This is a genomic window from Rhodopseudomonas pentothenatexigens (genome assembly GCF_900218015.1).
Lineage (GTDB): Bacteria > Pseudomonadota > Alphaproteobacteria > Rhizobiales > Xanthobacteraceae > Rhodopseudomonas > Rhodopseudomonas pentothenatexigens.
In genome coordinates this window covers 136,377-161,848 of sequence record NZ_UFQQ01000008.1, presented here as the reverse complement: position 1 = coordinate 161,848, position 25,472 = coordinate 136,377, and the positions used below count along the sequence as shown (strand labels likewise).

General features: G+C 66.1%; 24 protein-coding genes. 17 read left to right on the top strand and 7 right to left on the bottom strand.

Going from position 1 to position 25,472, the window contains the following annotated elements:
• Nucleotides 1-63: 63 nt before the first annotated feature.
• From fabI to DWA33_RS09575, 3 genes are read left to right on the top strand one after another with little or no spacing between them, the layout of a single operon-like run.
• The gene (gene fabI, locus DWA33_RS09585) at nucleotides 64-825 is read left to right on the top strand and encodes an enoyl-ACP reductase FabI (protein WP_114357850.1); all 762 of its coding nucleotides are present in this window, start codon (nucleotides 64-66) and stop codon (nucleotides 823-825) included.
• A gap of 25 nt (nucleotides 826-850) precedes the next feature.
• Nucleotides 851-2,266: a bifunctional enoyl-CoA hydratase/phosphate acetyltransferase gene (locus DWA33_RS09580; protein ID WP_114357849.1), complete on the top strand. Its 1,416-nt coding sequence runs from the start codon at nucleotides 851-853 to the stop codon at nucleotides 2,264-2,266.
• The gene (locus tag DWA33_RS09575) at nucleotides 2,263-3,459 is read left to right on the top strand and encodes an acetate/propionate family kinase (protein ID WP_114357848.1); all 1,197 of its coding nucleotides are present in this window, start codon (nucleotides 2,263-2,265) and stop codon (nucleotides 3,457-3,459) included. The genes DWA33_RS09580 and DWA33_RS09575 overlap by 4 nt, the downstream gene beginning before the upstream one ends.
• Here the strand turns inward: DWA33_RS09575 and DWA33_RS09570 are convergent, their stop codons facing one another.
• The 3 genes from DWA33_RS09570 to DWA33_RS09560 all read right to left on the bottom strand — a co-directional run bounded on the left by DWA33_RS09570 (nucleotide 3,460) and on the right by DWA33_RS09560 (nucleotide 7,800).
• Complete coding sequence (locus DWA33_RS09570; protein ID WP_114357847.1) at nucleotides 3,460-4,662, bottom strand: GGDEF domain-containing protein; 1,203 nt, start codon at nucleotides 4,660-4,662, stop codon at nucleotides 3,460-3,462.
• Nucleotides 4,663-4,843: 181 nt separating this feature from the next.
• Nucleotides 4,844-5,755 carry a hotdog domain-containing protein gene (locus DWA33_RS09565; RefSeq protein WP_114357846.1) on the bottom strand — a complete coding sequence of 304 codons (912 nt, stop codon included), beginning with the start codon at nucleotides 5,753-5,755 and terminating at the stop codon, nucleotides 4,844-4,846.
• Between the two features lie 83 nt (nucleotides 5,756-5,838).
• Nucleotides 5,839-7,800, bottom strand: coding sequence for a methyl-accepting chemotaxis protein (locus DWA33_RS09560; RefSeq protein ID WP_114357845.1), 1,962 nt, complete (start codon nucleotides 7,798-7,800; stop codon nucleotides 5,839-5,841).
• 399 nt (nucleotides 7,801-8,199) lie between these two features.
• On the opposite strand from DWA33_RS09560, the gene DWA33_RS09555 reads away from it, so the two are divergent.
• Nucleotides 8,200-8,952, top strand: a complete 753-nt coding sequence (locus DWA33_RS09555) for a thermonuclease family protein (RefSeq protein WP_114357844.1) — start codon at nucleotides 8,200-8,202, stop codon at nucleotides 8,950-8,952.
• Nucleotide 8,953: 1 nt separating this feature from the next.
• On the opposite strand, the gene DWA33_RS09550 is transcribed toward DWA33_RS09555, so the two are convergent.
• Nucleotides 8,954-9,859 carry a ketopantoate reductase family protein gene (locus DWA33_RS09550; protein WP_114357843.1) on the bottom strand — a complete coding sequence of 302 codons (906 nt, stop codon included), beginning with the start codon at nucleotides 9,857-9,859 and terminating at the stop codon, nucleotides 8,954-8,956.
• An 87-nt stretch (nucleotides 9,860-9,946) separates the two neighbouring features.
• Between DWA33_RS09550 and DWA33_RS09545 the strand changes: the two genes are divergently transcribed.
• Nucleotides 9,947-10,990, top strand: a complete 1,044-nt coding sequence (locus DWA33_RS09545) for a GMP reductase (protein WP_114357842.1) — start codon at nucleotides 9,947-9,949, stop codon at nucleotides 10,988-10,990.
• Between the two features lie 15 nt (nucleotides 10,991-11,005).
• On the opposite strand, the gene DWA33_RS09540 is transcribed toward DWA33_RS09545, so the two are convergent.
• A complete protein-coding gene (locus DWA33_RS09540; protein ID WP_114357841.1) occupies nucleotides 11,006-11,863 on the bottom strand; it encodes an HpcH/HpaI aldolase/citrate lyase family protein in 858 nt (285 codons plus the stop codon).
• A gap of 207 nt (nucleotides 11,864-12,070) precedes the next feature.
• On the opposite strand from DWA33_RS09540, the gene DWA33_RS09535 reads away from it, so the two are divergent.
• From DWA33_RS09535 to DWA33_RS24900, 10 genes are all read left to right on the top strand, one after another.
• Nucleotides 12,071-13,237, top strand: a complete 1,167-nt coding sequence (locus DWA33_RS09535; protein WP_114357921.1) for an acyl-CoA dehydrogenase family protein — start codon at nucleotides 12,071-12,073, stop codon at nucleotides 13,235-13,237.
• Nucleotides 13,238-13,545: 308 nt separating this feature from the next.
• Complete coding sequence (locus tag DWA33_RS09530; RefSeq protein WP_114357840.1) at nucleotides 13,546-14,769, top strand: tyrosine-type recombinase/integrase; 1,224 nt, start codon at nucleotides 13,546-13,548, stop codon at nucleotides 14,767-14,769.
• 178 nt (nucleotides 14,770-14,947) lie between these two features.
• Entirely contained in the window at nucleotides 14,948-15,220 is a 273-nt protein-coding gene (locus DWA33_RS25330) for a helix-turn-helix transcriptional regulator (RefSeq protein ID WP_208639116.1), read from the top strand.
• A gap of 168 nt (nucleotides 15,221-15,388) precedes the next feature.
• Nucleotides 15,389-15,958 carry a hypothetical protein gene (locus DWA33_RS09520; RefSeq protein WP_114357839.1) on the top strand — a complete coding sequence of 190 codons (570 nt, stop codon included), beginning with the start codon at nucleotides 15,389-15,391 and terminating at the stop codon, nucleotides 15,956-15,958.
• The gene (locus DWA33_RS09515; RefSeq protein WP_114357838.1) at nucleotides 15,955-18,372 is read left to right on the top strand and encodes a bifunctional DNA primase/polymerase; all 2,418 of its coding nucleotides are present in this window, start codon (nucleotides 15,955-15,957) and stop codon (nucleotides 18,370-18,372) included. Before DWA33_RS09520 ends, DWA33_RS09515 begins: the two co-directional genes overlap by 4 nt.
• Before the next feature lie 253 nt (nucleotides 18,373-18,625).
• The gene (locus tag DWA33_RS09510) at nucleotides 18,626-19,639 is read left to right on the top strand and encodes a hypothetical protein (protein WP_147270232.1); all 1,014 of its coding nucleotides are present in this window, start codon (nucleotides 18,626-18,628) and stop codon (nucleotides 19,637-19,639) included.
• Nucleotides 19,640-20,196: 557 nt separating this feature from the next.
• Complete coding sequence (locus tag DWA33_RS09505; protein WP_114357836.1) at nucleotides 20,197-20,778, top strand: helix-turn-helix domain-containing protein; 582 nt, start codon at nucleotides 20,197-20,199, stop codon at nucleotides 20,776-20,778.
• Nucleotides 20,779-20,851: 73 nt separating this feature from the next.
• Complete coding sequence (locus DWA33_RS09500) at nucleotides 20,852-21,592, top strand: hypothetical protein (RefSeq protein WP_114357835.1); 741 nt, start codon at nucleotides 20,852-20,854, stop codon at nucleotides 21,590-21,592.
• 248 nt (nucleotides 21,593-21,840) lie between these two features.
• Nucleotides 21,841-22,278, top strand: coding sequence for a thermonuclease family protein (locus DWA33_RS09490; RefSeq protein ID WP_114357833.1), 438 nt, complete (start codon nucleotides 21,841-21,843; stop codon nucleotides 22,276-22,278).
• Between the two features lie 373 nt (nucleotides 22,279-22,651).
• A complete protein-coding gene (locus tag DWA33_RS24900; RefSeq protein ID WP_147270231.1) occupies nucleotides 22,652-23,608 on the top strand; it encodes a hypothetical protein in 957 nt (318 codons plus the stop codon).
• A gap of 5 nt (nucleotides 23,609-23,613) precedes the next feature.
• On the opposite strand, the gene DWA33_RS09480 is transcribed toward DWA33_RS24900, so the two are convergent.
• Together DWA33_RS09480 and DWA33_RS09475 are read right to left on the bottom strand one after the other, a co-directional pair.
• Nucleotides 23,614-24,264, bottom strand: coding sequence for an SOS response-associated peptidase (locus tag DWA33_RS09480; RefSeq protein ID WP_114357831.1), 651 nt, complete (start codon nucleotides 24,262-24,264; stop codon nucleotides 23,614-23,616).
• Nucleotides 24,265-24,288: 24 nt separating this feature from the next.
• Nucleotides 24,289-24,594 carry a hypothetical protein gene (locus DWA33_RS09475; protein ID WP_244601236.1) on the bottom strand — a complete coding sequence of 102 codons (306 nt, stop codon included), beginning with the start codon at nucleotides 24,592-24,594 and terminating at the stop codon, nucleotides 24,289-24,291.
• A gap of 76 nt (nucleotides 24,595-24,670) precedes the next feature.
• On the opposite strand from DWA33_RS09475, the gene DWA33_RS09470 reads away from it, so the two are divergent.
• Nucleotides 24,671-25,096 carry a hypothetical protein gene (locus DWA33_RS09470; RefSeq protein WP_114357830.1) on the top strand — a complete coding sequence of 142 codons (426 nt, stop codon included), beginning with the start codon at nucleotides 24,671-24,673 and terminating at the stop codon, nucleotides 25,094-25,096.
• Nucleotides 25,097-25,324: 228 nt separating this feature from the next.
• Nucleotides 25,325-25,459, top strand: a complete 135-nt coding sequence (locus tag DWA33_RS25595; RefSeq protein WP_283808605.1) for a hypothetical protein — start codon at nucleotides 25,325-25,327, stop codon at nucleotides 25,457-25,459.
• The last annotated feature ends 13 nt before the right edge of the window (nucleotides 25,460-25,472 follow it).

Genomic DNA, 25,472 nt, shown 5'->3' with positions numbered 1-25,472 from the left:
GTCGGCGTTTGGTCGCATCCGCCCGTCATTGTGATGACACGGTGATGAGGGTACGGAGAGCGAATGAACCTGCAGGGTAAGAAAGGCCTGATCGTCGGCATCGCCAACGATCAGAGTATCGCGTTCGGCTGCGCGCGCGCGTTTCGCGACGCCGGCGCCGACCTCGCCGTCACCTATCTCAACGACAAAGCCGCCCCTCACGTCGCTCCGCTCGCCGAGCAGCTCGGCTGTCCGATCGTGGTGCCGTGCGACGTGCGCGAGCCTGGTCAGCTCGAGGCGGTGTTCGAGCGGATCGCCGCGCAATGGGGGCGGCTCGACTTCCTGCTGCACTCGATCGCGTTTGCGCCGAAGGAGGATCTGCATGGCCGCGTGGTCGATTGCTCGCGGGCCGGCTTCGCGATGGCGATGGATGTGTCGTGCCATTCCTTCATCCGGATGGCGAAGCTGGCCGAGCCGCTGATGCCGGACGGCGGCTGCCTGCTCACCGTGTCCTTCTACGGCTCGGAGAAAGTGGTCGAAGACTACAATCTGATGGGGCCGGTGAAGGCGGCGCTGGAAAGCTCGGTGCGCTACATGGCGGCCGAACTGGCGCCGAAACGGATCCGCGTCCACGCGCTGTCGCCGGGGCCGCTGAAGACCCGGGCCGCCTCCGGCATCGCCCGGTTCGACGAACTCCTGGAGCGCACGCGCGCCCGGCTGCCGGCGCATCAGCTCGTCAGCATCGAGGACGTGGGCGCGGTCGCCGCGTTTCTGGTCGGTGACGCCGCGCGGTCGCTCACCGGAAATATCGAATACATCGACGCCGGCTATCATGTGATCGGCTGATCGGCCGCCCCGGCTGGAGAGTGTGATGGAGCAGATTCAGAACCGTACCTTCGACGAGATCGAGGTCGGTGACAGTGCCAGCCTGGTGCGGACGCTGACCTACCGCGACATCGAGCTGTTCGCGGTGATGTCGGGCGACGTCAATCCGATGCATGTCGACGCCGCCTTCGCCAAGAGCGACCACTTCCACCAGGTGGTGGCGCACGGCATGTGGGGCGGATCGCTGATCTCGACGCTGCTCGGCACCCAGTTGCCCGGTCCCGGCACGATCTATCTCGACCAGTCGCTGCGTTTCGTCAAACCGGTGCTGCTCGGTGACACCGTCACCGTCACGGTGAAGGTCAACGAGAAGAACGCGGCGAAGAAGCGGCTGCTGCTCGATTGCCGCGCCACCAATCAGCGCGGCGAGGAGGTGATCACCGGCCTCGCCGAGGTGATCGCGCCGGTCGAGAAGATCTCGCGGCCGCGGGTGCTGCTGCCGGAAATCGACCTCAATCGCACCGCGCAGCGTTATGAACGGCTGATCGAAATGACCCGCGGGCTGGAGCCGATCCGCACCGCGGTGGTGCATCCGGTCGACACCGCCTCGCTGCTGGGTGCGGTCGAGGCGGCGCGCGAGGGGCTGATCGTTCCGGTGCTGGTCGGGCCGGAGGCCAAGATCCGCGCGGCTGCGGCACAGGCCGACATCGATCTGTCGTCGCATCGCATCGTCGCGGTCGAGCACAGCGAGGCGGCCGCGGCCGCCGCGGTGGCGATGGCGCGGTCCGGCGAGGTCGAGGCGCTGATGAAGGGCGCGTTGCACACCGACGAGCTGATGCATGCGGTGGTCGACGGCGCCCGCGGCCTGCGCACCGCGCGGCGGATCAGCCACGTCTACGCGATCGACGCGCCGGACTATCCGCGCGCGCTGCTGGTCACCGACGCCGCGATCAACATCTATCCGACGCTCGCCGACAAGCGCGACATCATCCAGAACGCGATCGATCTGGCGCATGCGCTGGGCATCGCCGAGCCGCGGGTGGCGATCCTGTCGGCGGTCGAGACCGTCACCGAGAGCATCCGCTCGACGCTCGACGCCGCCGCGCTGTGCAAGATGGCCGAGCGCGGCCAGATCAAAGGCGGCATCCTCGACGGGCCGCTGGCGTTCGACAACGCGGTGTCGGAGGAGGCGGCCAAGACCAAGGGCATCGTCTCGCTGGTCGCCGGCCGTGCCGATATTTTCGTGGTGCCGGATCTCGAGGCGGGTAACATGCTGGCCAAGCAGCTCGAATATCTGGCGCACGCCCGCGTCGCGGGGATCGTACTCGGGGCGCGGGTGCCGATCATCCTCACCAGCCGGGCCGACAAGACGCTGGCGCGGCTCGGCTCCTGCGCCATCGCGCTGCTGCTCGCCCGGCACAAGACCGCGGCGCTGCCGAGCCTGTCCGGAGGTGCCGCTTGAGCGATGTCCTGCTGGTCCTGAACGCCGGCTCTTCGAGCATCAAATTCGCGTTGTACGAAGCCCACGCCGAGCCGACCGCCGAGCACCTGATCTGCGAGGGCGGCATCGGCAGCCTCGGCCATCGGCCGCATTTCAAGGTGGTGAACAGCGACGGCCAGACGCGGCACGACGTCTATCTGGCCGAGGGCACCAGCCACGACGACGCCATGACGGCGCTGATCGACTGGGTCGAAACGGCGTTTCCCGATCAGCACCTCGCCGCGGTCGGCCATCGCGTGGTTCACGGCGGATCGCTGTTCGACGGCCCGGTGCACGTCACGCCGGAGGTGATCGCTCAGCTCCGCGGTTTCGACAGGCTGGCGCCGCTGCATCAGCCGCACAACGTCGCAGCGATCGAAGTGCTGGCGCGACTGCATCCGAACCTGGCGCAGGTCGCCTGTTTCGACACCGCCTTCCATCATCACCTGCCGGAGCTCGCCACCGCGTTCGCGCTGCCGCGCTGCCTGACCGAGCAGGGTGTTCGCCGCTACGGCTTTCACGGCCTGTCCTACGAATACATCGCCGGCCGATTGCCGGCGGTCGCCGGGCAGGCGGTTGCCGACGGCCGGGTGGTGGTCGCGCATCTCGGTGCCGGTGCCAGCATGTGCGCGATGCAGCGATGCCGGAGCGTCGCCACCACAATGGGATTCACCGCGCTCGACGGCCTGATGATGGGCAGCCGCTGCGGCGAGCTCGATCCCGGCGTGGTGCTGTATCTGCTCGAAGAGAAAGGCATGGCGGCGCGCGAGATCGAAGACCTGCTGTATCGCAGGTCCGGCCTGCTCGGCGTCTCGGGGATCAGCGACGATATGCGCACGCTACTCGCGAGCGACGATCCCAGGGCGTGCGAGGCGGTCGAACTGTTCGTGTATCGGGTCGCACGCGAGCTCGGTTCGCTGGCGGCGTCGCTCGGTGGGCTCGACGCGCTGGTGTTCACCGGCGGCATCGGCGAGCACGCCGCCGAAATCCGCCGACGGGTGTGCGAGCAGGCGGTCTGGCTCGGAGTCGCGCTCGATGACGAGGCCAACACCCGCCTGTCCGGCGCGGGGCGGATCACCCAGCCGGACAGCAAGGTCTCGGCCTGGGCGATCCCGACCGACGAGGATCTGATGATCGCCCGTCACGTCTGGCGACTCGCCGACGGCGGACGCTGATCAGGCGACGTCGGCGTTGATCGCGCGTATCGGTGCGGCGGGCCCGCCGTGTTCCGAGATCGCGGCGAGCTCCGGCGCCAGCGGCGCGTCGTCGGCGCAGGCCGAGATCTCGCGTACCCGGCTCGGCCGGTTACGCTTCACCGCATACAGCGCCTCGTCGGCCTTGCGCAGTAATTCGTCGAGCGTGACGCCGTCGGTCGGTGCCAGCGCGCTGCCGAAGCTGGCGCCGAGCATCACCGCCTCGCCGGCGATCGCATAGGGCTCCGACAGCGCCGCGACGATCCGGCGTCCGAGGTCGTCGGCTTCCGCCTCATCTGACACGTTGGCCTGCACCACGACGAATTCGTCGCCGCCGATCCGGGCCGCGAGGTCCTCGTCGTCGAGTAGTTCGGTCATGCGTCCGGCAACGATCCGCAAGATCTCGTCGCCTGCGGCATGGCCGAACCGGTCGTTGGCCTCCTTGAAGAAATCGAGATCGAGGCTGATCACGGCGAAGCCTTCGCCGTGGCGGGCCAGCCGCTTGGCGAGCTCGTTGAAATGCTCGACCAGATGCCGCCGGTTCGGCAGATTGGTCAGCGCGTCGGCTCGCGCCAGCCGCGTCGCTTCGGCGCGTAGCGTCAATTGCTCGGCGGTGGTGGCGTGGATGTAGTCGATCAGTTCGAGGCCGCCCAACGCGAAGATCACGAACAGCAGCGCCTGGGCTGTGTGCAGCAGATCGAAATTCCACAGCGCAGCCGCGATCGCCGGTGTCACCGAGACCACCAGCGAAGTCTGCACGATCCACGGCCGGATCGAGAACCGCGTGGTGGTGCCGGCGCAATAGCCGAACACCAGTCCCCCGGCGATCATGTGCGCGGCGAGGTCGGGCAGCAGGAAGCAGCGCGTCGCAAAGGCGCCGACGCAGACCCCGGTCGAGATCACTCCGGCGGCGAGCCGGCGCTCCCACTGTTTCGCTGTTCCGACATCGAGCGGACGCCGCGCCACGGCACGGTCGAACGCGAAGCACAGCGCCAGCCGGGCGAGCGTCACCGCCATGCCGGTGACGCTGATCACCACCATCACCACGTCGCGGGTCTGCCAGGCGACGGCGAGGCCGGTGATCAGCATCGCGCTGCCGACAACCACGATCGGCCAGCGTGCGGTGTACAGCAACCGAACGAATTCGATGTAGACGGCGTTCGCGATCTTGCTGTTCGCGGTCATCGGAGGGTGTCGATCTCGCAGCAGTGTGCCGCATGAGGCGACAAGCCCCGCTGCGACAGCGCGACACCTATTCCCGCAATCCTGAATCCAGGATGAAACCTGTTCCGCTAGGCGAAGCTTGGTGAATCGGCGCTTAATCGCAGAGACGGGGACGACGAATTCTCGAGACGCCGGCGGCGGTTCAGTCCGCTGTGCCGGAGCGCAGCTTGAAGTGGCCGTAGCACGATGCGATCGGCTCGGCCGGATCGCGCTGATACGCCTGCGCTTCGAACGCCACCACGCGGCGGCCCTGTTTGACGATCGAGACCTTGGCGAAGGTGTCGAGCGGCCGGCCGGAGCGCAAGTAGTTCACCGTCAGCCCGATCGGCTTCGGTGCGGTGGCGAGGTCCATCTCGCGCCGCACGCTGACGATCGCCGCGGTCTCGAGGAATGCGCCGATCACGCCGCCGTGCAGCGCGGGGAGGATCGGGTTGCCGACCAGCTTCGGATCGTACGGCATCATCGCCTGCGCGTCGTCGCCGACCCGGATGCCGAGAAAGCGCGGATACGGGCTGATCGCCAGCGGGCCGCCGGCTTCGTCCGGCACCACCAGCGGCGGCAGCGAGTCGAACGTCACCTTCGGCGTCTGTCGCAGCATGTCGGTGCGATTGGCGCCGACCATGAACATCGCGGTCGCGGTGGCGATCGGGACGTCTTCGGCGTCCTGATAGGCGGTGGCGCGCACGAACGCGATCGAGCGGGTGATGTGATAGCAATGCGCGTGCGCCCGCATCACCTGTCCGGGCGTCGCCGGCCGCAGGTAATCGATCCGCAGGTCGAGCGTGGCGATCGCGGCGGTCCCGGGCAGTGCGAGCTGCGCCGCCATGCCGCAGCTCTCGTCGAGCATCGTCGTGACGACCCCGCCGTGGATCACCCCGGTCGAGACGTCGCCGACGAACACCGGGTGATAGGGCAGGCTGCTCCACGCCTCCGCCGGCGCATAGCGGTCGAGCTGCAGGCCGATGATGGCGCCATGAATCGAGCGGCGGCTCTGGATCATCCGCGCCTTGTCGTCGAACGACAGCGCCGGATCGGGGATCGATTGATCTGACATGGGATCGGTATCTAGCAAGCGCCTGCGAAGCCGCAAAGCGCTTCGGCGTCCCGGTCGATGGGGGGCAGCCCTGCTGCGCCGGGCTATGCGGCGCGCACCTGGCGGAGGAATTTCGCCACTTCGGTCTTCAGCCGGTTGCTGTCCTCGGACAGAGAATGCGCCGACGCCAGCACCTTGCTGGAGGCGTGCTCGGTATCGGTGGCGCCGCGCTGCACCTCGTCGACATTGGCGGTGACCTGTTCGGTGCCGAGCGCCGCCTGATGGACGTTGCGGGAGATTTCCTGCGTGGCGACGCCTTGCTGCTCGACCGCGGAAGCGATGGTCGCGGAGATTTCCGACAGACGGTCGATGGTCTGGCCGATGGTGGCGATCGACCCCACCGACTCGCCGGTCGCGGCCTGGATGCTGCCGACATATTGGGCGATCTCGCCGGTGGCCTTGGCGGTCTGCTCGGCCAGCGCCTTGACCTCGGCGGCCACAACGGCGAATCCGCGGCCCGCCTCGCCGGCCCGTGCCGCCTCGATCGTGGCGTTGAGCGCCAGCAGGTTGGTCTGCGAGGCGATGCTGTTGATCAGTTCGACCACGTTTTCGATCTGCGCCGCCGCGCGCGACAATTCGCCGACATGGGCGTTGGTGGTTTCGGCCTGGCTCACCGCTTCGTGGGCGATCCGTGCGGATTCATGGACCTGACGGCCGATCTCCTGCACCGACGCGGTCATTTGTTCGGTCGCGGTCGCCACCGAATGGACGTTGGCCGAAGCCTGTTCGGAGGCGGCGGCGACCGTGGTGGCGATACCGAGCGATCGATCGGCGGTGGAGGCGAGGCCGGCGGCGGCCGCTTCGAGTTCGCCGGCCGCCGACGACACGGTCTCGACGATGCGGCCGACCGCGGCTTCGAACTCTTCGGCGAGCGCGTGCATCTCGTGGCGGCGCTGCGCCGCCTGGCGCTGTGCCTGGGCGGCCTGCTCGCCGCGCAGCCGCTCGGTCTCGATCATGCTTTCGCGGAACACGCCGACCGCCTCGGCCATCTCGCCGACTTCGTCGTTGCGCTTGCGGGTCGGCAGCGCCACCGTCAGATCGCCGCCGGCCAGCGCGCGCATCACCTTCGACAGCGCCAGGATCGGGCCGGAGACGCCGTGCGCGATGAAAAAGCCGGCGATCGCCGCCACCACCAATGCGATCACCGACACCACCGCGGCCAGCAGATAGGCGCTGGTGCTGGCGGCCGCGTAGTCGCTGTTGTCCATCGCGATCTCGATTGCGCCGACCGGTTGTCCGGAGAAATCCTTCACCGGCCCGATCATCATCGCCAGCGGCTTGCCGGTCGCGTCGCTACCCTGGCGGGTGACGATCGTGCCGGTCGCAGCCTGCTGCAGCTCGCCGGGCGAGAAGAAGCTGTTGCTCAGGCCGGTGCCGACCGGCTGTCCGACGGTGCCGTCGGGCTTGCGCGGATGCAGCGTGACGTCGACGCCGCGCTCGGCCTTGATCTCGGCGAAGAACGGCTTGCCGAAGCTGAGTCCGAATTCGACCGTGCCGGCGTGCTTGCCCTCGAACGCCACCGGCACCACGCCGCGCACGCCGAGACCGGCGACGCCGGATTCCAGTCCGACGATCGGCTGGCTTCGGCGGTTGGCGTCGACCACGGTTTTGCGGAACCCGGACAGATCGTCGCCGAACTTCTTCGGCTGATGCAGGCGAGCGAACGAGGTCGCCGGCGGGACGTGGAATTGGAACTGGTCGACGCCGTATTGCGACTGCAGGAAGGCGAAGCCGGGCTCGAACAGCTTGAACAGCGCCTCGCGGTCGCCCTTCGCCAGCGCCGCCTGGGCCACCGGCATCGACGCCACCACCGCGCTCATCGCCGCTGCCTGCTGCGATTCCTGCGCCAACCGCGAGATCACCGCGTCGTAATGGCCGCGCAATTCTCGATCGTCCGCCCGGCGGATGACGTCGTCGATGGTGTGGACCAGGCCGACCAGCAGCACTGCGGCGGTGAGGACCGAGGCGCCGATCAGAGCGAGGGTGATGCGGGTGCGCAAACGCATGGTCGAGGGTCCGGTCAATGGATCCCGGCGGCACGTGCGCCCGCTACCGGCTCCGCCGCGACGGATGCAGATGCGGGACGACGGAGGCCGGCGATCGGATCGAGGATCAGAAACGAGGGGCGGCCGTCGCCGGCCGCGCGACGCGGTGGGGTTGGATTGCCGCGACGGCGAGCGACGGAGCGCAGCTCCGGCCCGCCGCGAGTGGCCTCGGCGGGCGGGGCGCAGTCGATGCGTCTTTGCATCTCGCGGTCTCCGGCTTTCCGAAGATTTTCGCAAAGAGAATCGAATCAAGACTAGCGAAGGGTGTTCGACGACAGGTTAATTTCGGCGCCCGTACAAATACGAGTCGCGCCGGGGCGACCGGCGTGGCAACCAGAGGGTGGACGAGGATTTCCGGACATGCGTCGACTGATCGTGACAGTGCTGGGGCTGGTGATGATGGTGTCGCCGGCGCTTGCCGCCGAGGCGGTGGTGAAGGATGGCGATACCCTGCAGCTCGGCGACAAGACCTTCCGGCTGGAGGGGATCGACGCGCCGGAGCTCGATCAGCGCTGCGTCAGCCAATTCGCCGATCCTTCGGCTTGCGGGCTCGAGGCCCGTGACGCGCTGGTCAGACTGATCGGCGGCCGCAGCGTCACCTGCCGCGATCTCGGGCCCGACCCGGTGTTCAAGGGCCGCCGGCTGGGCACCTGTGCGATCGCCGGCGACACCGAGAGCCTCAGCCGCCGCCTGGTGCAGGATGGCTTCGCCCTCAACGCGGCCAGCGGCGGCAAGGACCGGTTCGCGGGCGACGAGACCAGGGCGCGGGACGAACGCAAGGGATTGTGGCAGGGCTGCTTCGTCGCCCCCATCGATTTCCGACGCTGGGACAAGGCCGCGACACTGCGCGGCGCCGCCTGCCGCGACGACAAGCATGCCGAACTGGTCGAAGTAATGTTTCCCGACACCCCGGCGATGCTGCAGGGCTGCACCATCAAGGGCAAGCTCGCCAAGCGGGCCCGCATCACCGGCAATGTCGGCGTATACCAGATCCGCGGCTGCCCGAGCTATGCCAGCCTGACTAAGCCGAACCGCTGGTTCTGCTCGGAGGACGACGCCCGCGCCGCCGGCTTCCGCAAAGCCTACAACTGCCGGATCAAGGCGGCGCCGTAACTCAGCGCGCGCCGCTGCCGCGGCTGGTTTCGATCAGCTTGACCACCACGGTCAGCGCCAGATTGGTCGGCGTCGGCACGCCGTGCGCGGCGCCGAGCCGCGCCACGGTGCCGTTGAGAAAATCGATCTCGGTCGGCTTGCCGCGCGCCAGGTCCTGTGCGGTCGACGATTTCTGGCTCGGCATCGCCCCCGGCAGCGCCAACGCCTTGGCCATCGCGTCGTCCGGAATGCCGACGCCGCAGGCGCGCGCCACCGCGATGCATTCGTCGATCACGTTGCGGACGACCTGCTCGGTGCCGTCGACCGCGAGCAGTGCGCCATAGGGCAGATCGGCGACGGCCGACAGCGCATTGTAGGCGCAGTTCAGCATCAGCTTCGACCACAGCGCCTGATCGATGTCGGCCGCGACCGTGGTCGGGATCTTCGCCGCGCTGAGCGCCGAGGCGATCGCATCGCTCTGCGCCGAGGCGCCGATCAGCAACTCGCCGCGGCCGTGATGCCGGACATGGCCAGGTCCCGCCATCTCGGTGCCGACATACACCACCGAAGCGATCACCGGATGGCCGATCGCGGCCTGCAGCCGGGACGCGTTGTCGACGCCGTTCTGCAGGCTGAGGATCACGCTGTCCGGCTTCAACCGAGGCTGCAGCGCGCGGCCCGCGCTCTCGGTGTCGGCCGATTTGACGCACAACAGCACCAGATCGGGCGGCGCGATGGCGCCGGGTTCGGTGACGGCGCGCACCGGGATGGGCTGGATGCCGTCCTTGGTGTCGAGCAGCAGGCCGTTCGCCTCGATCGCATCGACATGGGTCTGCCGCCCGATCAGCGTCACGTCGTGGCCGGCCAGCGACAGCAATCCGCCGAAATAGCACCCGACCGCGCCGGCCCCCATCACCGCCACTTGCATTCCGTTCTCCCTTCCCGTGCGCCAAGCAATGCGCAATGATTCCTTTTTAAGGTCGGCGTTCGGCCGATGAAACCGGGAGTGGCGTGCGTGCACATCGATTTGAACCCCAAGCTCGACTTTCGCGACGTGCTGATCCGGCCCAAGCGCTCGGTGCTGTCGTCGCGGTTCGAAGCCAACATCACCCGCAGCTTCCGCTTCCGCCATTCCAGCCGCGCCTGGACAGGATTTCCGCTGATCGCCTCCAACATGGACACCATCGGTACGCTGGAGATGGCGAAGGCTTTCAAGCCGTTCGGCGCGTTGGTCGCCCTGCACAAGTTCCATCATCCCGACCGGCTGGCGGAGTATCTCGCCGGCGACGAGGACCCCAACGTGTTCGTCACCGTCGGCACCGGCTCGGCCGATTGGGACCGGCTCGCAGCGGTGAAGGCCAAGGTCAAGGTGCCGATGCTGAACATCGACGTCGCCAACGGCTACACCGAGGCGTTCGTGCGCGCGGTGGCCAAGCTGCGCGAGGAAAATCCGGACGCGATCATCATGGCCGGCACCGTCGTCACCGCCGAGATGACCGAGGCGCTGGTGATCGCCGGCGCCGATATCGTCCGAGTAGGCATCGGCTCCGGCTCGGTGTGTACCACGCGCGATCTCACCGGCGTCGGCTATCCGCAGCTCTCCGCGGTGATCGAATGCGCCGACGCGGCGCACGGGCTGAAAGGCCACGTCTGCTCGGACGGCGGCTGTGTCGTCCCCGGCGATCTCGCCAAGGCGTATGGCGGCGGCGCCGACTTCGTGATGCTCGGCGGCATGCTGGCGGGCCACGACGAATGCGGCGGCGAATTGAAGTACGCCGATCAGGACGGGCAGAAAACCCCGACCAGCATGGTGTTCTACGGCATGTCGTCGGAGACCGCGATGAACAAGTATCACGGCGGCGTGGCCGATTATCGCGCGGCCGAAGGCAAGACCGTCGAGGTGCCGTATCGCGGCGACGTCCGCGCCACGGTCGAGAAGATCTCCGGTGGCCTGCGCTCGGCGATGACCTACATCGGCGCCGAAAACCTGAAGGAGATCCCGAAGCGGACGACGTTCATCCTGGTGAACGCCCAGCGCAATACGGTGTTCGACCGCTGAGCGTCGTCGCGGGCATCAGCGCGCGAGCCGGCCGAGGATGGTCTCGGCCGCGCGCAGATGCGGCCGGTCGATCATGCGGCCGTCGAGCCGCAGCACGCCGGCATCGGGATTGGCCGCGAACGCGGCGACGACTTTTCCCGCCCACGCGCGCTCCTCGGCGGTCGGCGTAAACGCGGCGTTGACGATCTCGACCTGCTTAGGGTGGATCAGCGCCTTGGCGCCGAAGCCGTCGCGCCGCGCGGCGCGTGTGTCCTGCTCCAGCCCGGCGAGATCGTCGATGTCGGTGTAGACCGCGTCGATCGCGGTGACGCCCGCCGCGGCGGCGCCCATCAGGCACAGGTCGCGCGCCAGCCGATACGGACTGTGCAGCGCGCCGCCACCGCGGTTCTCGCTGGCGCCGAGCGATGCGGCGAGATCTTCCGCGCCCCACATCAGTCCCTCGAGCCGCGGCGAGCAATCCTGATAGCTGGCGAGGCCGAAGATCGCGCCGGCGGTTTCGGTCGCTACCACCACGATCCGGGTTGTGCCCGCCGCAAGCCCGGCCGCGGCTTCGAACGCATCGAGCCACAGCCCCAATCGGCGTACATCCTCGCCGCCGCGCGACTTCGGCAGCACGACGCCGTCCGGCGCCGCCGGCATCACCGCCGCGAGATCGCCGAGGGTGCGGTCGCTGTCGAGCGCGTTGACGCGGACGTAGCGCCGCTGCGCAGTGCGCGGCGCCTGCAGCATCGTGCGCGTCAGCGCGCGAGCCTCGTCCTTCTTCTCGGGCGCGACCGAGTCTTCCAGGTCGAGGATCAGCGCGTCGGCCGCGCCCTGCGCCGCTTTGTCGAATTTGCGCGGGCTGTCGCCCGGAACGAACAACATCGAACGCATCGGGCGTGCTCCGCGATTCCGGCGCATCGCATTGCGGATGCGATTGTTGACAGTGGATTCGACCTATAGGAACGTTTTGCCGCACAAACAACAATGATGGCGCCCTTCCGGAAGGCGCCGCTCCAGGTAACGCCGTTCCGTGCGACGGAATCTGTCGTCGCGCATTCGCTGAACGGCTCTGTCGGCACTCAAGGACATCACCTCACCATGGACTTCGCCCTCACCGATCAGCAGGAAGCCATCCGCGACGCCATCGCCAAGATCTGCGCCGGCTTCGACGACGCCTATTGGCTGAAGAAAGATCGCGAGGGCGGCTTCCCCCACGACTTCCACAAGGCGCTGGCTGATGCCGGCTGGCTCGGCATCTGCGTGCCGGAAGCCTATGGCGGCTCCGGCCTCGGTATCACCGAGGCCGCGATCATGATGCGCACGATCGCCGAATCCGGCGCCGGCATGTCGGGCGCCTCGGCGGTGCATATCAACGTGTTCGGGCTCAATCCGGTGGTGGTGTTCGGCACCGAGGAGCAGCGCCGGCGCATGCTGCCGCCGATGGTCGAGGGCCGCGACAAGGCCTGCTTCGCCGTGACCGAGCCGAACACCGGCCTCAACACCACGCAACTCAAGACCCGTGCGGTGCGGAAGGGCGACCGCTACGTCGTCAACGGCCAGAAGGTGTGGATCTCGACCGCGCAGGTCGCGAACAAGATTTTGCTACTGGCGCGCACCACGCCGCTGGAGGAGGTGAAGTCACCGACCCACGGCCTCAGCCTGTTCTATGCGGATCTCGATCGCACCAGGATCAAGGTGCACGAGATCGAGAAGATGGGCCGCAAGATCGTCGACTCCAACGAATTGTTCTTCGAGGATTTCGAGATCCCGGTCGAGGACCGGATCGGCGAGGAAGGCAAGGGCTTCCACTACATCCTCGAAGGCATGAACCCGGAGCGCATCCTGATCGCCGCCGAAGCGGTCGGGCTCGGCAAGCTGGCGCTGTCGCGCGCGGCCGACTACGCCAAGACCCGGATCGTGTTCAACCGCCCGATCGGGCAGAACCAGGGGATTCAGCATCCGCTCGCCAAGAACTGGGTCGAACTGGAAGCGGCGTGGCTGATGGTGATGTCGGCGGCGTGGCAATACGATCAGGGCATGGCGTGCGGCGCCGCCGCCAACGCGGCGAAGTATCTGGCCGGCGAGGCGGGCTTTTCGGCCTGCGAGCAGGCGGTGATGACCCATGGCGGCTTCGGCTACGCCAAGGAGTATCACGTCGAGCGCTACTTGCGCGAAGTGATGATCCCGCGCATCGCGCCGGTCAGCCCGCAACTCGCGCTCAGCTTCATCGCCGAGAAAGTGCTCGGGCTGGCGAAGTCGTACTGATCCGATCAGGCCAGAGGCGGCGCCAGCCGTGCCGACTGGCTGCTGCGGAGTTCCCTGCACGATTCGCGAGAGGACGCGCAGGTTCGGTGAGGGGCGGGGGCCAATGCGCTGGTGCTGCCGGACAGGATTGAACTGTCGACCTCTCCCTTACCAAAAGTGTGCTCCGATTTCGACGGGGTCGCCGCAAATTCGCGCCAGCCGCAAGAAGCCTCGATAAATCGACGTTTTTGTGCGAAACTTGACGACACAACTACGCACCGTTTCGCACCTCCGTGCTTCCGCGGTGCTTCCGGACTGGAGCGGCGGCCATGGCCAACCGAGTGAACTTGACCGAAGAACGGATTCGGACGCTGCAGCCGCCGGCCAAGGGCGAGGTGGTGCTTTGGGACGCGGACGTTGGCGGCTTTGGCGTTCGATGCTGGCCGTCCGGCAAGAAGAATTACTTCCTGTTCTACCGAGCCGGCAGCGGCCGGGAGGCGCCGCAACGCCGCCTGTACCTTGGCGAGTGTGGTTCACTCCGCCTGGCTGACGCGCGCACCGCGGCGCGGCGCTACCTTGGCCAAATCGCGGCCGGCGGTGATCCGCAGGCAGAGCGCAAAGAGATTCGCCAACGGGAGGCGGCGCGGCTCGACGTGGCAATTGACGCCTACGAGAAGCACCTGACCGGGCGCGGCGTGGTGAACGCGAAAACGATCGTTGCCACGCTGCGGCGCGAACTGCTGAAGCCACTCGGCAAGGTCGACGCGCAAACCATCACCCGTCAAACCATCGTTGACCGCGTCGCGAAGCTTGAGACTCAGAAGAAGCCCGGCGCCGCCCAGGATCTGCGCGCCAAGGCAACCACGTTTCTCAACTGGATGGTCAACGCTGGGCTGCTGAGCTCTAACCCGCTCGCCGGCTGGCGTCGAGATCGGCGGACACGGGCACAACGCACCGCCCAAACCGGCCGGCGGCTTGAGCCTGATGAGATCAAGGCTATCTGGCGCGGCTGCAGCAACGTGGCAGCGCCGTACGGCGACTATGTTCGCGTGCTCCTGCTGCTTGGCCAGCGAAGGAAGGAAACCGCATTCATGCGGCGCGCCGACGTGGACCTCGGGGCTGGCGTCTGGACCATCCCGGAAACGAGCACAAAGAACGGCCGGGTGCATCGCGTGCCGCTGCCGCCGCTCGCTCTGGCCATCATCAAAAGGCAGCCGAAATTCGCTGGCAGCCCCTATGTGTTCGCAGGCGCTGGCGGTGCTGCCATGACGGGATGGTCGAAGCGCCACCCGAAGTTGGTGGAAGCCTGCGGCGTTGCGTTCACGCTCCACGATTGCCGGCGCACGTTTCGGTCGGGACTGACCGCGCTGCACGTTGACCGTGACTTGGCCGAACTGATGATCAACCACGTAGGCGAGGAACTGATCGAAACCTACGACCGTGAACCGCGATGGCGGGAGCGGCTGCAAGCCGCGGCGTTGTGGGAAACGTATGTTGAGACGGTAATAGCTGAAGGCGGAGCCGTGCGAGAATTAACGGCAAAGGCGATGTAACAATTCGTGAAGTAAGTATGTTTGAGGTGTCTATACCCCGCTAAGCGGGCTGGTGGCGGCGGCTTGCCTATTGTCGCTAAACTCGACAAACGCGACATGCCTTAAATTGACAAGGGGAGACACGATTTGCCGCGAGTCCTATTCTCTCGCCAGAAACTAGCTGGCGAAAGGGATCGCAGTGGACACGACGTCTTCAAATCCAGAGGCCCGGTCTGAAGCCTCGCTCTCAGATCGCTTCACGCTTGGAAAAGTGGCGCGTCTCGATCCGGAAACCCTCCTGGTAGAAGCCGAGGTTGCCGAGGTCTTGCGCGTCAGCGTGCGGACTTTGCAGCGCTGGAGATCCACTGGTGAGGGGCCGCGCGTCAGCAAGATCGGGCCTCGCCGCATCTCGTACACGGCTGCGGCTGTGCTCGCCTACGCGGGCGTGTCCCAGCCCGCCGCTGCCGCCTAAGCGCCGCCGAACTTCGCCGCACGGCACCGATCCACCGCGCGGCGTCTTCCCCGAGGGTCGTGACTACGGGGGCACACTGGAGCGGCTGTCGGGGGGCACCGCTCCGTCTAAAGACAAACCCGCCGGCGCGAGGGGAGCGTCGGCGGGTCAGTTTGAAGTAACCGAAAAATGCACGAGAACGATACCACGCCGAGCGGCACAGATCAATCGTCGGAGCCGAACGAAACCCTTCAATTCGAAAGCCTTTTCACCAACAGAGCCGCAGCGGCGTCACGGGATGCGGCACGCGCCAAAGAGCCTGTCGCCCTGCACTCCCACATCAACCCTGCGATTCACACCCTTTCGCTGTTCGTCTCCCCGGGGCTTCAACTATCCAGCGATCAACTATTGTGGGTCGACCTCCACGCGCGCTGCATCGGCGATCCGCGCTGCGCCTTCCATCTGGTCGATGTGGAGATCAGCACCTTACCCACCGGCTGTTACGCGGCGGCCGAAGGACTTCCCGAGGACTACCACGCCGCCACACTGCAAAAGCTGCTGTGCATGTCACACAGCGTCGTGATCGCCGTCACCGGTGAAGACGGCGTCGAACCGCGGCTTCCAATCCTGCCGGTGCAACTGACGATTCGTTGCCGGGAGGATCAAGTCGCGGCCTGGCTCGACTACGTCAACCGCCGCCGGCGAGCTAACCAGCCAGTCGCTGTGATCCGCGCTCCGAAGGAGGGGGCCGCGGGATGAGCGAGGCTCAACTGATCACAGCGGCCGACGGCCTCGTCGCGCTGCAAGCGGCCGACGGCGCAGTTTGGCTCAACGCGGCGTTTCGAGCCGACGGCGACAGCTCACACGAGGCCACCGCGCGCCATTTGCTCGGCAGGCCGGGCGGCATTGCCCGGCCTGACTTCATCGAACAGTGCGGTTTTGCAACTTTAGTCAGGTGGCATCTTCCCTGGTGTTCTCCGGCCGAAGCGAAAGCCGCCACCGAGGCAATCAAGCGCGAGGTGCAGCGGCTGGCCGTCATCAAGGACGACATCGCCGATGTGACCGATCTCGCCGGATATACCGCCGCCCGCCAGTGGCAGGTCGACCGGGTGCTGTACGATAGCGCCAAGGGGGTTGTGTCGCCGGCTGTAGCCGGTGCTGCGCTCCTCGGAATTTCGCCCGCCGCAAGCAAGCGGGATCAAGCCGTCGCGCTGGCGGCAAAGGGCTTCGACGTCTTCCCGGCCGCCATGAATGGCAAAGAGCCTGCTATCCGAGGCGCGAACTGGCGTAAGCTTGCGTCGTCCGACCCGCAGCGCGTCGCCGAGATGTGGACCGACCCGGCGTTCGATTCCGAGATCGACTACAACATTGGGATTGCACCACGAGCCGATCTGCTCGTCGTGGACATCGACTGCAGGCAGGGGAAGCAGGGTTTCGAGACGCTACGGCTGCTCGAAGCGCTGTATGACGAGCTCCCGCCAACATACACCGTCCGGTCGGCCAGTGGTGGCGAACACCGCTACTACCGCGTGGACGGGATCAGCGACGACTTTCCGAAGGTACTCGGCACGGACATCGACCTGAAAGGCCTGGGCGGCTACGTCGTGGCGCCAGGCTCGACGATCGACGGCGCTGCCTACACCGTGTTGAACGATGCGCCAATCGCGGATCTGCCGACGTGGGTCGTCGACCACACGGGGGCCGGGACTGGATCGCATCGGCGGCGCAACAGGGCTCGCGCCGCGGCTGACGGCAAGTTCGGATGTCTGCTGACAGAGCTTGACCATCCGGACGACACCGCCCGCGCAATTCAGTACCTGACGACCGAGGCGCCTCAGACCGGGAGCTACGTCGTCGCCACTGCAATCCACGACTTCGGCATCTCGCAGGAGAAGTGCGTCGAGCTGATGGCTGCGCATTGGCCGCACGCCGCGACGAAATCCGCCGAGGAGCTGGAGGAAAAGGTCGAGCACGCCTACACCTACGCGCAGAACCCGCTCGGCACCCGCTCGACACAGCTAGCGGGCGTCGAGTTCGACGATCAGACCGCTCATATCGTCGATCGACCACCTCCGGAGCGCCGCAAAGCCGACCCGGAAGGCTCCAACGGAGGCGCCGCCGCGCAACGCTTCCACGTGCGCAACATCACCTCTCCCGGCTGGACAACCCGCCAAAACTACATGGTGCGGGGCCTGCTGAACTACGGGATGACGGCCATGATGAGCGGCCCATCGAACGCCGGCAAATCCCCGCTGGCGTTGGATCTTGCGGCCCACGTCGCGGTTGGCAAGGAATGGCAAGGCCGAAAGGTCAAGCGGTCCTACGTGCTGCACTGCTCGACGGAGGGTTTCACCGGGTTGTCGAACCGAATGGAGGCGCTGCGCCGAGAACACTTCTCCGGCGCCGCGGAGGGCGTGCCGTTCGAGTTCGTCGCGGGAAGCCTTGACCTCCGAACATCCGCCAGAGACGCAAACGCGATCGTCGAGGCGGTAATAGCCGGTGCGGAACGGTTCGGAGTGCCGGCCGGGCTGGTCGTCATCGACACGCTTTCGCACGCGCTCGGCGGCGGTGACGAATCGAACCCGGAACACGTCCGCGCTGTGCTGAAGAATTGCGCCATGATCACGCGGAAGACCGGCGCAACGGTCCTGCTGTTGCACCATCCGACCAAGGACGCGTCATCCGACTATCGCGGCTCGTCGATCATGCTCAATGACATCGACCTTCTCATCAAAGTCGACATCGACCAGAAGACGAAGCTGCGCACCGTCACCACGCCGCGCGTCAAGGAGTATGCGGAGATCGAGCGGCTGGCATTCCGTATCAAGGTCGTCGAGCTCGGAAAGGACGCTGAGGGCGATGCGATCACCTCGGTCGTGGTCGATTGGGTCGACCGCGCGGAGGCGGAGTTCAAGGTCGAGCTCACCCCCGCACAGGAAGAAGCGCTGGCGGCGTTGGACGCGGTCCTCGCTGGAAAGAGCACGGCCGACCCGAATGTAAAAGCGACAATAGCGACATTCGGCGAGTGGGCGGGCCAGCTCCAGGCCATCCGATCCGCCCGTGGCAGCGTAAGCGGCGCGAAACAGGCTCTGGACCGCTCGTTGCAGCCATTGATCGACAGCGGCGTGGTCACAAAAACCGCGAACGGCCAATACGTTAGGTTATCACCATGAGGGCAGGTCCGCTTTGGTCCGGTGTTGGTCCGGTCCGGTCCGGTGCTCCAGGGCTGTGTTTGGTCCGGTTGGTCCGCATGACTATACATGCGGACCACCGGACCAGCCGGCGACTTGAGGTGTTTCGGGGAAACCGCACTCAAGATCAAAACCGACATCCCCACCGTGGGCGATCCACAGCTGGCGGTTTCGCCACCGCTGCCTGGACCGCGGCAGGCCAGCGCCCCGCGGGCTCGCGACCCGGGGGTGCGCTGTGAGCAACCGAAAGCATCCCGCATGGAGCTACGACATTGGCCATCGCTTCCGGATCGGCCAGCAGACCTACACCGTCACCCGTCGGGTGTTCACCGAGCGCAACGACTCGGACAATCCGCTGCTCGGCTGCACGTCGTACTGCGCGGACTGCGGCGCGCGGTTCGAAACCGTCGCCTCCCGCTGGCGGATCCACTCGCGCCAAGGGATTACTCGCCGGTGTGAGCAGCACCGCCGCCCCGGAGCCCCGGCCACATGGTTTGCGCCGACTGACAAGTCGCCTGCGGCCAAGCGGTGGCGGGCGAAGGCCGCGAAGGCGGAGGCTAAGCGCCGCGCCAAGGCCAAGGAGCGGGAGCGCGCAGCCGCCGAGGCGAAGGGCGCAAGGGCCGAGAAGCGCGCCACCGCGAAGCGCAGCCGGGAGGTGCTGAAGCCGGCCAGCCGGCCGCGCGCGTTGCGGGAGCGGCGCGAGGCCAAGGCAGCGGCCGAGCGTGCCGCGCGGGTCCAGGCGGAGCGCAGGGCGAAAGCCAGAGCAGAGCGGGAGGCCAAAGCAGCAGCGAACGCGAAGGCCGCGGGGGAGCGCCGCGCGGCGCGGGCGGCCGCGAGGGCGGAAAAGGCCGCCGCGCTGGCTGCCGCCGCTGAGGCCCGCAAGGCGAGGCGATCGCAGAAGCGGGAGCCTGAGGTCCTGTCACCGCGGGACAAGGCGTTCCGGCCTGAGTTTCGAGACCTGACACCCGAGCAGTCGCGGCAGCTGGCAGCAGCACGGCTTGAGGATGTGCCGGCATTGCTCGACGCCATGGCCAAAGACCGGCGATCGAGCTCCGCCCCCATTCTGGCCCGAACCGGCAAGGTTGGGCAGCCCCGCCAGGCCGGCAGCCGGACCGCTGGGTTCGTTTTTCGACCCCCTGCCGCGGCACGTGGACGTCCCACCCCCGAAAAACTCCTCCACGGGCCTCCTATTGGGTCGGGCTCTCACCGGCGGGTGTGCGAAGCAGCCACACCTTCGTACCTCGACTAACTGATAGCCCCGCAGCGTCGCTGCCGATCCGCCTAGAACGCCGGGCGCATCACGCGCTCGGCGCAGGGCTTGCTATCACCGCCGTTCATCGACACCATCCGACGATCTCAAGGCGCTACCCGGCCGAGCTCGGCGCCGCGCTCCTGTGATCTTCGGATGCAGGATCGCGATCGTCGGATGCTCGGGCAGAGGTCCCGGGACTAAACAGCCTGCAACGATGCCCGGGCTGAACCCGGGCATGACGAGTGCAGAGCACCGAGGGGGCAGCGCGGTTAGGGTGTTTTGTACCGATCGGTACAAACATCAAGTCGCACGCCTCAAGTTTCACTGTACCCCGCGAACGACGGACATTTTTCCCCATATTTCCCGTTCGTAACCGCGTGACATTTCGCAACACCCAAAGCCGACAAAAGCGACACAGAAATACGCCCCGTCAGAGCCGCCAAGCTTCGCCGACATCAATTCGCTACGCCTGAAAAGCCGACAAAGTACGCGCTAATCAAGATTGACGAGCGGTAACAGGTGCCCCAGTGGAGCGGCCTTGAAAGCGAGGGCCAATGACTGACGAGTGGTTGAAAGTGAGCGATTTGGCCGAGGAGTTCGGTGTCGACGGGAACACTGTCCGCCGTTGGATGCGGTCGAAGGGGCTGCGGGCCGCATTCCTCACGCTTGGCGGCCATGCGCGGTTCTCGCGAGCCGATGTCGATCGGTTCAAGCTCGCAAATGTCGCGCGCCATCTCGGTCAACTGCCCGACCGACCCCGCCGGCGCGAAACGGTCGAGCAGCGGATCGCCGCCTTCCTTGCCCGGATCCAGATCGAGCACGGCAGCCAAGCGTTCACGCCGCCGACGAACAAGCGATACGACCAAGACCACCGCTACCGCGATGCGAAGGCTCACCGAGCGCTGGACGAAGCGACCGCTAATGACGTGGCGAATGTCAGGGAAGCCGCAGTGCGGCACCTCACCGGCCGGTCGCGCCAAGAGCTGGCCGAGGAAATCCAGCTGAGCGGAGCGGAAGCGGTCGCAGCGCGCACGCCGCTGACCACTGCGACTCTACTGGCGGTCTGTCGTGATTGCGGCGTTGCCGTCGCGGCGAACTCGGCGGGCGGCTGGAAGTCATCCCGGCATTGTCCCTAAGTTGCCGACGGCGCCACTTGCACGCGGCGGTAAACTGAGTCCAAACTGCTGCCAATTGCAGGGGGCAACAGGTATGCGTCAATTCATTCCCGCGGTGCTTTGCGCCGCACTGGCTGGCTGCGTCAGCGCCGGCGAAACGGTTTCGCTGAAGGCATCAAATCCGAACCAGCAATCGCTGATGCGGGACGGTCAGCCAGCGCTGGTGTCGCGCCAGAAGAACTCCTTGGTGCTCGTGAGGCCCGCGTCACGGCAGATCCAGGCCAACGGCCGCCCCGTCTTCGTGGTCGGCATCAACAACCTGAGCCGGGCGCCGATCGATTTCCGCGTCTCCCAGGTCGAAGCCAACCAGCGCGTCGCCGGCGGCGAGTACCCGATGCAAGTCGTCACCTTCGAGATGCTGCAGCAGGAAGAGAAGAACCGGCAAGTTGCGGCGGCGATCCTTGTCGGTGTCGCTGGCGCCGCGAATGCCTACAGCGCGTCACAAGCTGGGTACGGGAGCTACACGACGCCGAGCGGTCGCACCGGCACGTTCTACAGCCCGACGGCCGCTGTCATCGCGCAGAATAACGCCGCCGTCCAGAACGAGGCGATGATCGCCGGCACCATCGAGCAAGGGCAGCGCAATATGGCCCAGCTTGAGCGGGCGGTCATCAAGGACAACACGCTGTTGCCCGGCGAGTGGTACGGCGGGCAGCTCCACCTCGCGCCGCCTGTCACGCCGGACAGCGGAGCGAAGAACTACACGATCGTCATCACCGTGGGGAGCGACCGGCACGTGGTCGACGTTTCCCAAGGTGCGGCCGGATCGATCTGAGCCGTGAGAGCGGGGCTGCCGCGAGTCGCCGGCACCTGGCTCGTCCTCGCAAGCATGGTGGCGGCGGCGCCGGCGACCGCCGACTGCGGCGATCGGGGCGGGCCCGGTTATCGTGGGCCGAGCGGCAAATGCGTCGGCTGGGCCGAATTCGGCCGCGTCTGCGGCACGCCGCCAGAGAAGCGATGCGTCGCCGAGAACGTCCAAACCGGCGGCCGCGGTTCGAAGACCGCCGATGAAGGGGCGCACAAATGATGCGGACGATCCTGGCGCTGGTAGGTGCGTTATTCGTCGGCGCGGCCGCGGCTGAGCCGATCGACGCCTCCCGCATTCGGGTGATCGACGGCGACACCATCCGCATCGATGGCACGAAGCCCGACCACCGCCTCGTCGGCTTCAACGCACCAGAGACGCGGCGGGCAAAGAGCGAGAAGGAGCGCAAGCTCGGCGGCCGCGCCGCCGCCAGGCTGCGCGAGATCATCCGCGGCGGGAAGCTCGACTACGCCATCGTGCCGTGCTCCTGCCGGCCGGGCACCGAGGGCACGATGGCGTGCAACTTCGGCCGGCGCTGTGGAGTGCTGAAGGCCGATGGCGTGGACGTGGGGAGGGTACTGATCCGGGAGCGGTTGGCGGTGCCGTTCGTGTGCGGTCCGACGAGCTGCCCGAAGATGCGGGCGCCGTGGCGTTAGCCCTGAACTCGGAACGCAAAGCCCACACTAACGTTGTTCAAGGTCGCGATAAACGGTGCTGACATTCTGCTAGTTGCATTTTTGCCACACTTGTAAAACAGATGTTAACGCGATTCGACGCACCCTTCAGTCGCACGTCCCGTGGTGATATGGCCTTAGGCCCGGGGGATTTCAGATGAATGAATTACTAATCATTTTCGGGGTGGCTGGAAGCGTTGTCGCTGCAGTCGCGGGCGGAATTTCCATCGGGTCCCGATATGTGGACGCCAAGCTGCGCTATGAGCACAAAGACGTTAGATTGGACCAGCCGATTCTCGCTCCGTCATCACTGCGTGGCAAGCTTGGAAGCGATCGCGTCGCCTAAGGGTGACGCTTGCTGAAGTTAATACGCAAAATCAAGTCAGCTGCAGGCGTTGCTCTCTCCGACGGTCTCGGCGAAGCGTGGAAGTACGTTCGCGCCTTCCTGCTCGCGGCACTTAGTGTCTACGCCCTCGCGATTGTTAGAAACGTCTACGGCCTCGATCACACCCCGGATTGGGATGAAGCAAGAAGTCTGCTTATAAAGTCGCTTGTCGACCTGCCGACGCTCGTCGACCAGTGGGTCGTTTCTCCCTCATACTCACTCATAGTCCAGCGGCCTCTTATTACAGCCGCTGTACTGATTCTCAGTGGCGCTACGGTTGTACTTGGCGTTTTGCTGGTTCGAGCTAATAACGTTCTGAATCGGCAAAGTGAGGTGCTGAAGAATGCCGATGCAAACGATGCGCTTGTGCGGCAGGCTGGCATCATTGGTCGATATCCGCATGCAAAACAAAGCGAGGACGGTGCCCCGTGGCGATCGCTTTGTGATGATATTTTGTGCCCAGAGAATAAGTATCTCTATATCTTAGGTGCAAATGGCGTCGATACGTTCGGCGGGCCGGGAGCGCCGCTGTATGATGTCTTAAAGAGCTTCCGAGGGACCGTAAATGTCATCCTATGTAAGCCGGGCACGACTCCGATGAAGAGGCGGGCGGCGGCGGTAGGGACAAACGCTGCTGATTACAAAAAAGCCATTTCTACCTCGGTGCGTCGGTTGAAGGAGCTTCGGAAAGCTGGTCATTCCATAGAGGTCCGCTATTATGACGGCAAGCCGAATTGGAAGTTGATGATCACCAACTCGACGCTTTGGGTGCAGTACTATCTACCAAGTGGACCGCACGTTGATGAAACGCCGGTTTGGCTCTTGGAGAGCACCAGTAATCACGACGGTCTCTACCATCTGTTTCACATGGAATTCGAGCGAATCTGGGAGCGGTGTGCTGCGTCCCGCGTAGATTTGGGACGATGAGCAACCTACCTAGAAGGTGCGTCGTCCTTCCGCTCCCCGCGCGCCACGATCTTCAATACGCCATCCGGTAGCGGACGCTGCAGCGCTGCCGCCTCACTCCACGGCGCGCGCATCCAGGTGTCGAATTCCTCCGGCGTAGTGACGATCACCGGCATTGCCTTCGGGTGGATCGGCGCCACGACGTCGTTCGGCTCGGTTGTCAGGAAGCCGTAGAGCAGGTGCCGGCCTTCGACCGGGTTGGCCTTCGTGCCGCGGGTGCCGGTCCATTCGGTCCAGATCCCCGCGAAGGCGAGCAGCGGCCGGCCGTCGTCGAGCGCGAACCACGTCGGCGTCTTCTTCGGCTTGGTGTCGGCGTATTCACAGAATGAGGTGAACGGCACCAGACAGCGCGCTTCCGGCTTCAGCCACCGCCGCCAGTGCGGTGACTTGGTGTTGCGAATGTTCGTCACCGGCGCGCCGCCGAACTGCGGCGGCCCGGGCATGCCCCACCGCATCATGGCGAGCTCGCGCCCGGCCCCATCGGCGCGCACCACCGGCGCCAAGCCGTCCGGAAACACTGCCGGCAGTGGCGGCAGGTTCCCGGCGGTGTCGCTCATCACCCCGAACAGCCGGCGTATTGCGTCCTGATTCTTGGTGATGCTGTAGAGGTTGCACATTGGGCGCGCGAACTCCCGTCCGAGCTACTTCTTCGGAGCAGCAGGCTTCCACGTCCCATCCCGAATGGCCAGCATCACGGTCGCGATGGGCAGCAGGATTCGGTCCGCCTTCGACACGGCCAGGGTCTCCGCCGCGTCCCAATCGATTATCACCTGACCATCCGGCCTGATCTCGTAGAGAACGCCCGAACCGTCGGGTTCCGCGTGAACCTTGACCGTCTGCACGCGCTTCGGTTCCTGTGCAGATGCCAGGCTCGGCGCCGCCAGCGCCAGCACGACGAGCAGGTGATTCCCGAGCGCCCGTCGACGCCGCCCCGATCCTGGTGACATTTGGTGTCCCTCCTACCTGTTCAACACCAAAAGCTAGTGGCATTGCGGAGCCCATCCAACCCGGCAAAATAGTGGGATGGGGACCAAATCGCGCGAGGTCATTTTTGGCGGCCGGCTCCGTTTCTGGACGGCGCGCGTCGAGAGCACGCGCGAGGAAGCTCGCGCCGCGATCAAAAAGGCGCATCGCGCTCTTGCCGAGGAGTGGTCGGTCCGCATGGAAGGGTTCGGCGGGCCGGCGCAGCCGTCGCCGACGATCGCGCAGTGCATCAGCGGCGGCCTTGGCTGGCTGGAGGTTGAGTGCATGCGCTGCAAGACGCGCGGCAGCCTGCCTCTCCAGCACATCCGGCGGCCGCAGGACACACCCGTGTGGAAGCTGGAGGCGTCACTGCGATGCAGATCCTGCGCGACCCGGCGTTACCGTCCGCCCGTACGGCTGGTGAAGCTGACGCAGGCGCGCGAGGTCAATCCGTATCCTTGGGATCGGCCAGGGAACGAGAGGTGAGAGTTCCAGCTGTCTGAAGTGCTTCGATCCGCTGATCCTGCTGCCCGATGCCGGAGAGCTAACCACGCTGCACGAGGCCGCGGCCTACATCGAAACCTTACCTAGGCCCGGTGAAGCGGCGGCGCGCCGCTGAAATCCCCGAGCGCTTACCGCCGCCGTCCTCCCGTCTCCCCGCAAGCTGCGGACGCTGCCATCCGGCAGCTCATTGCAGCGAAGGGGATTTCAGCCATGACCGATTCAGATCGACTTGCCGCCCTGCTGGAGCACATCGCCGCAGCGATCGCACTCGCTGACGAACTCGGACTGGCCCACCTTCGATTCCTGCTTGCAATGGCAGTGATCGAAGCTAACGACTGCGCCTGACACGCGACGGCCC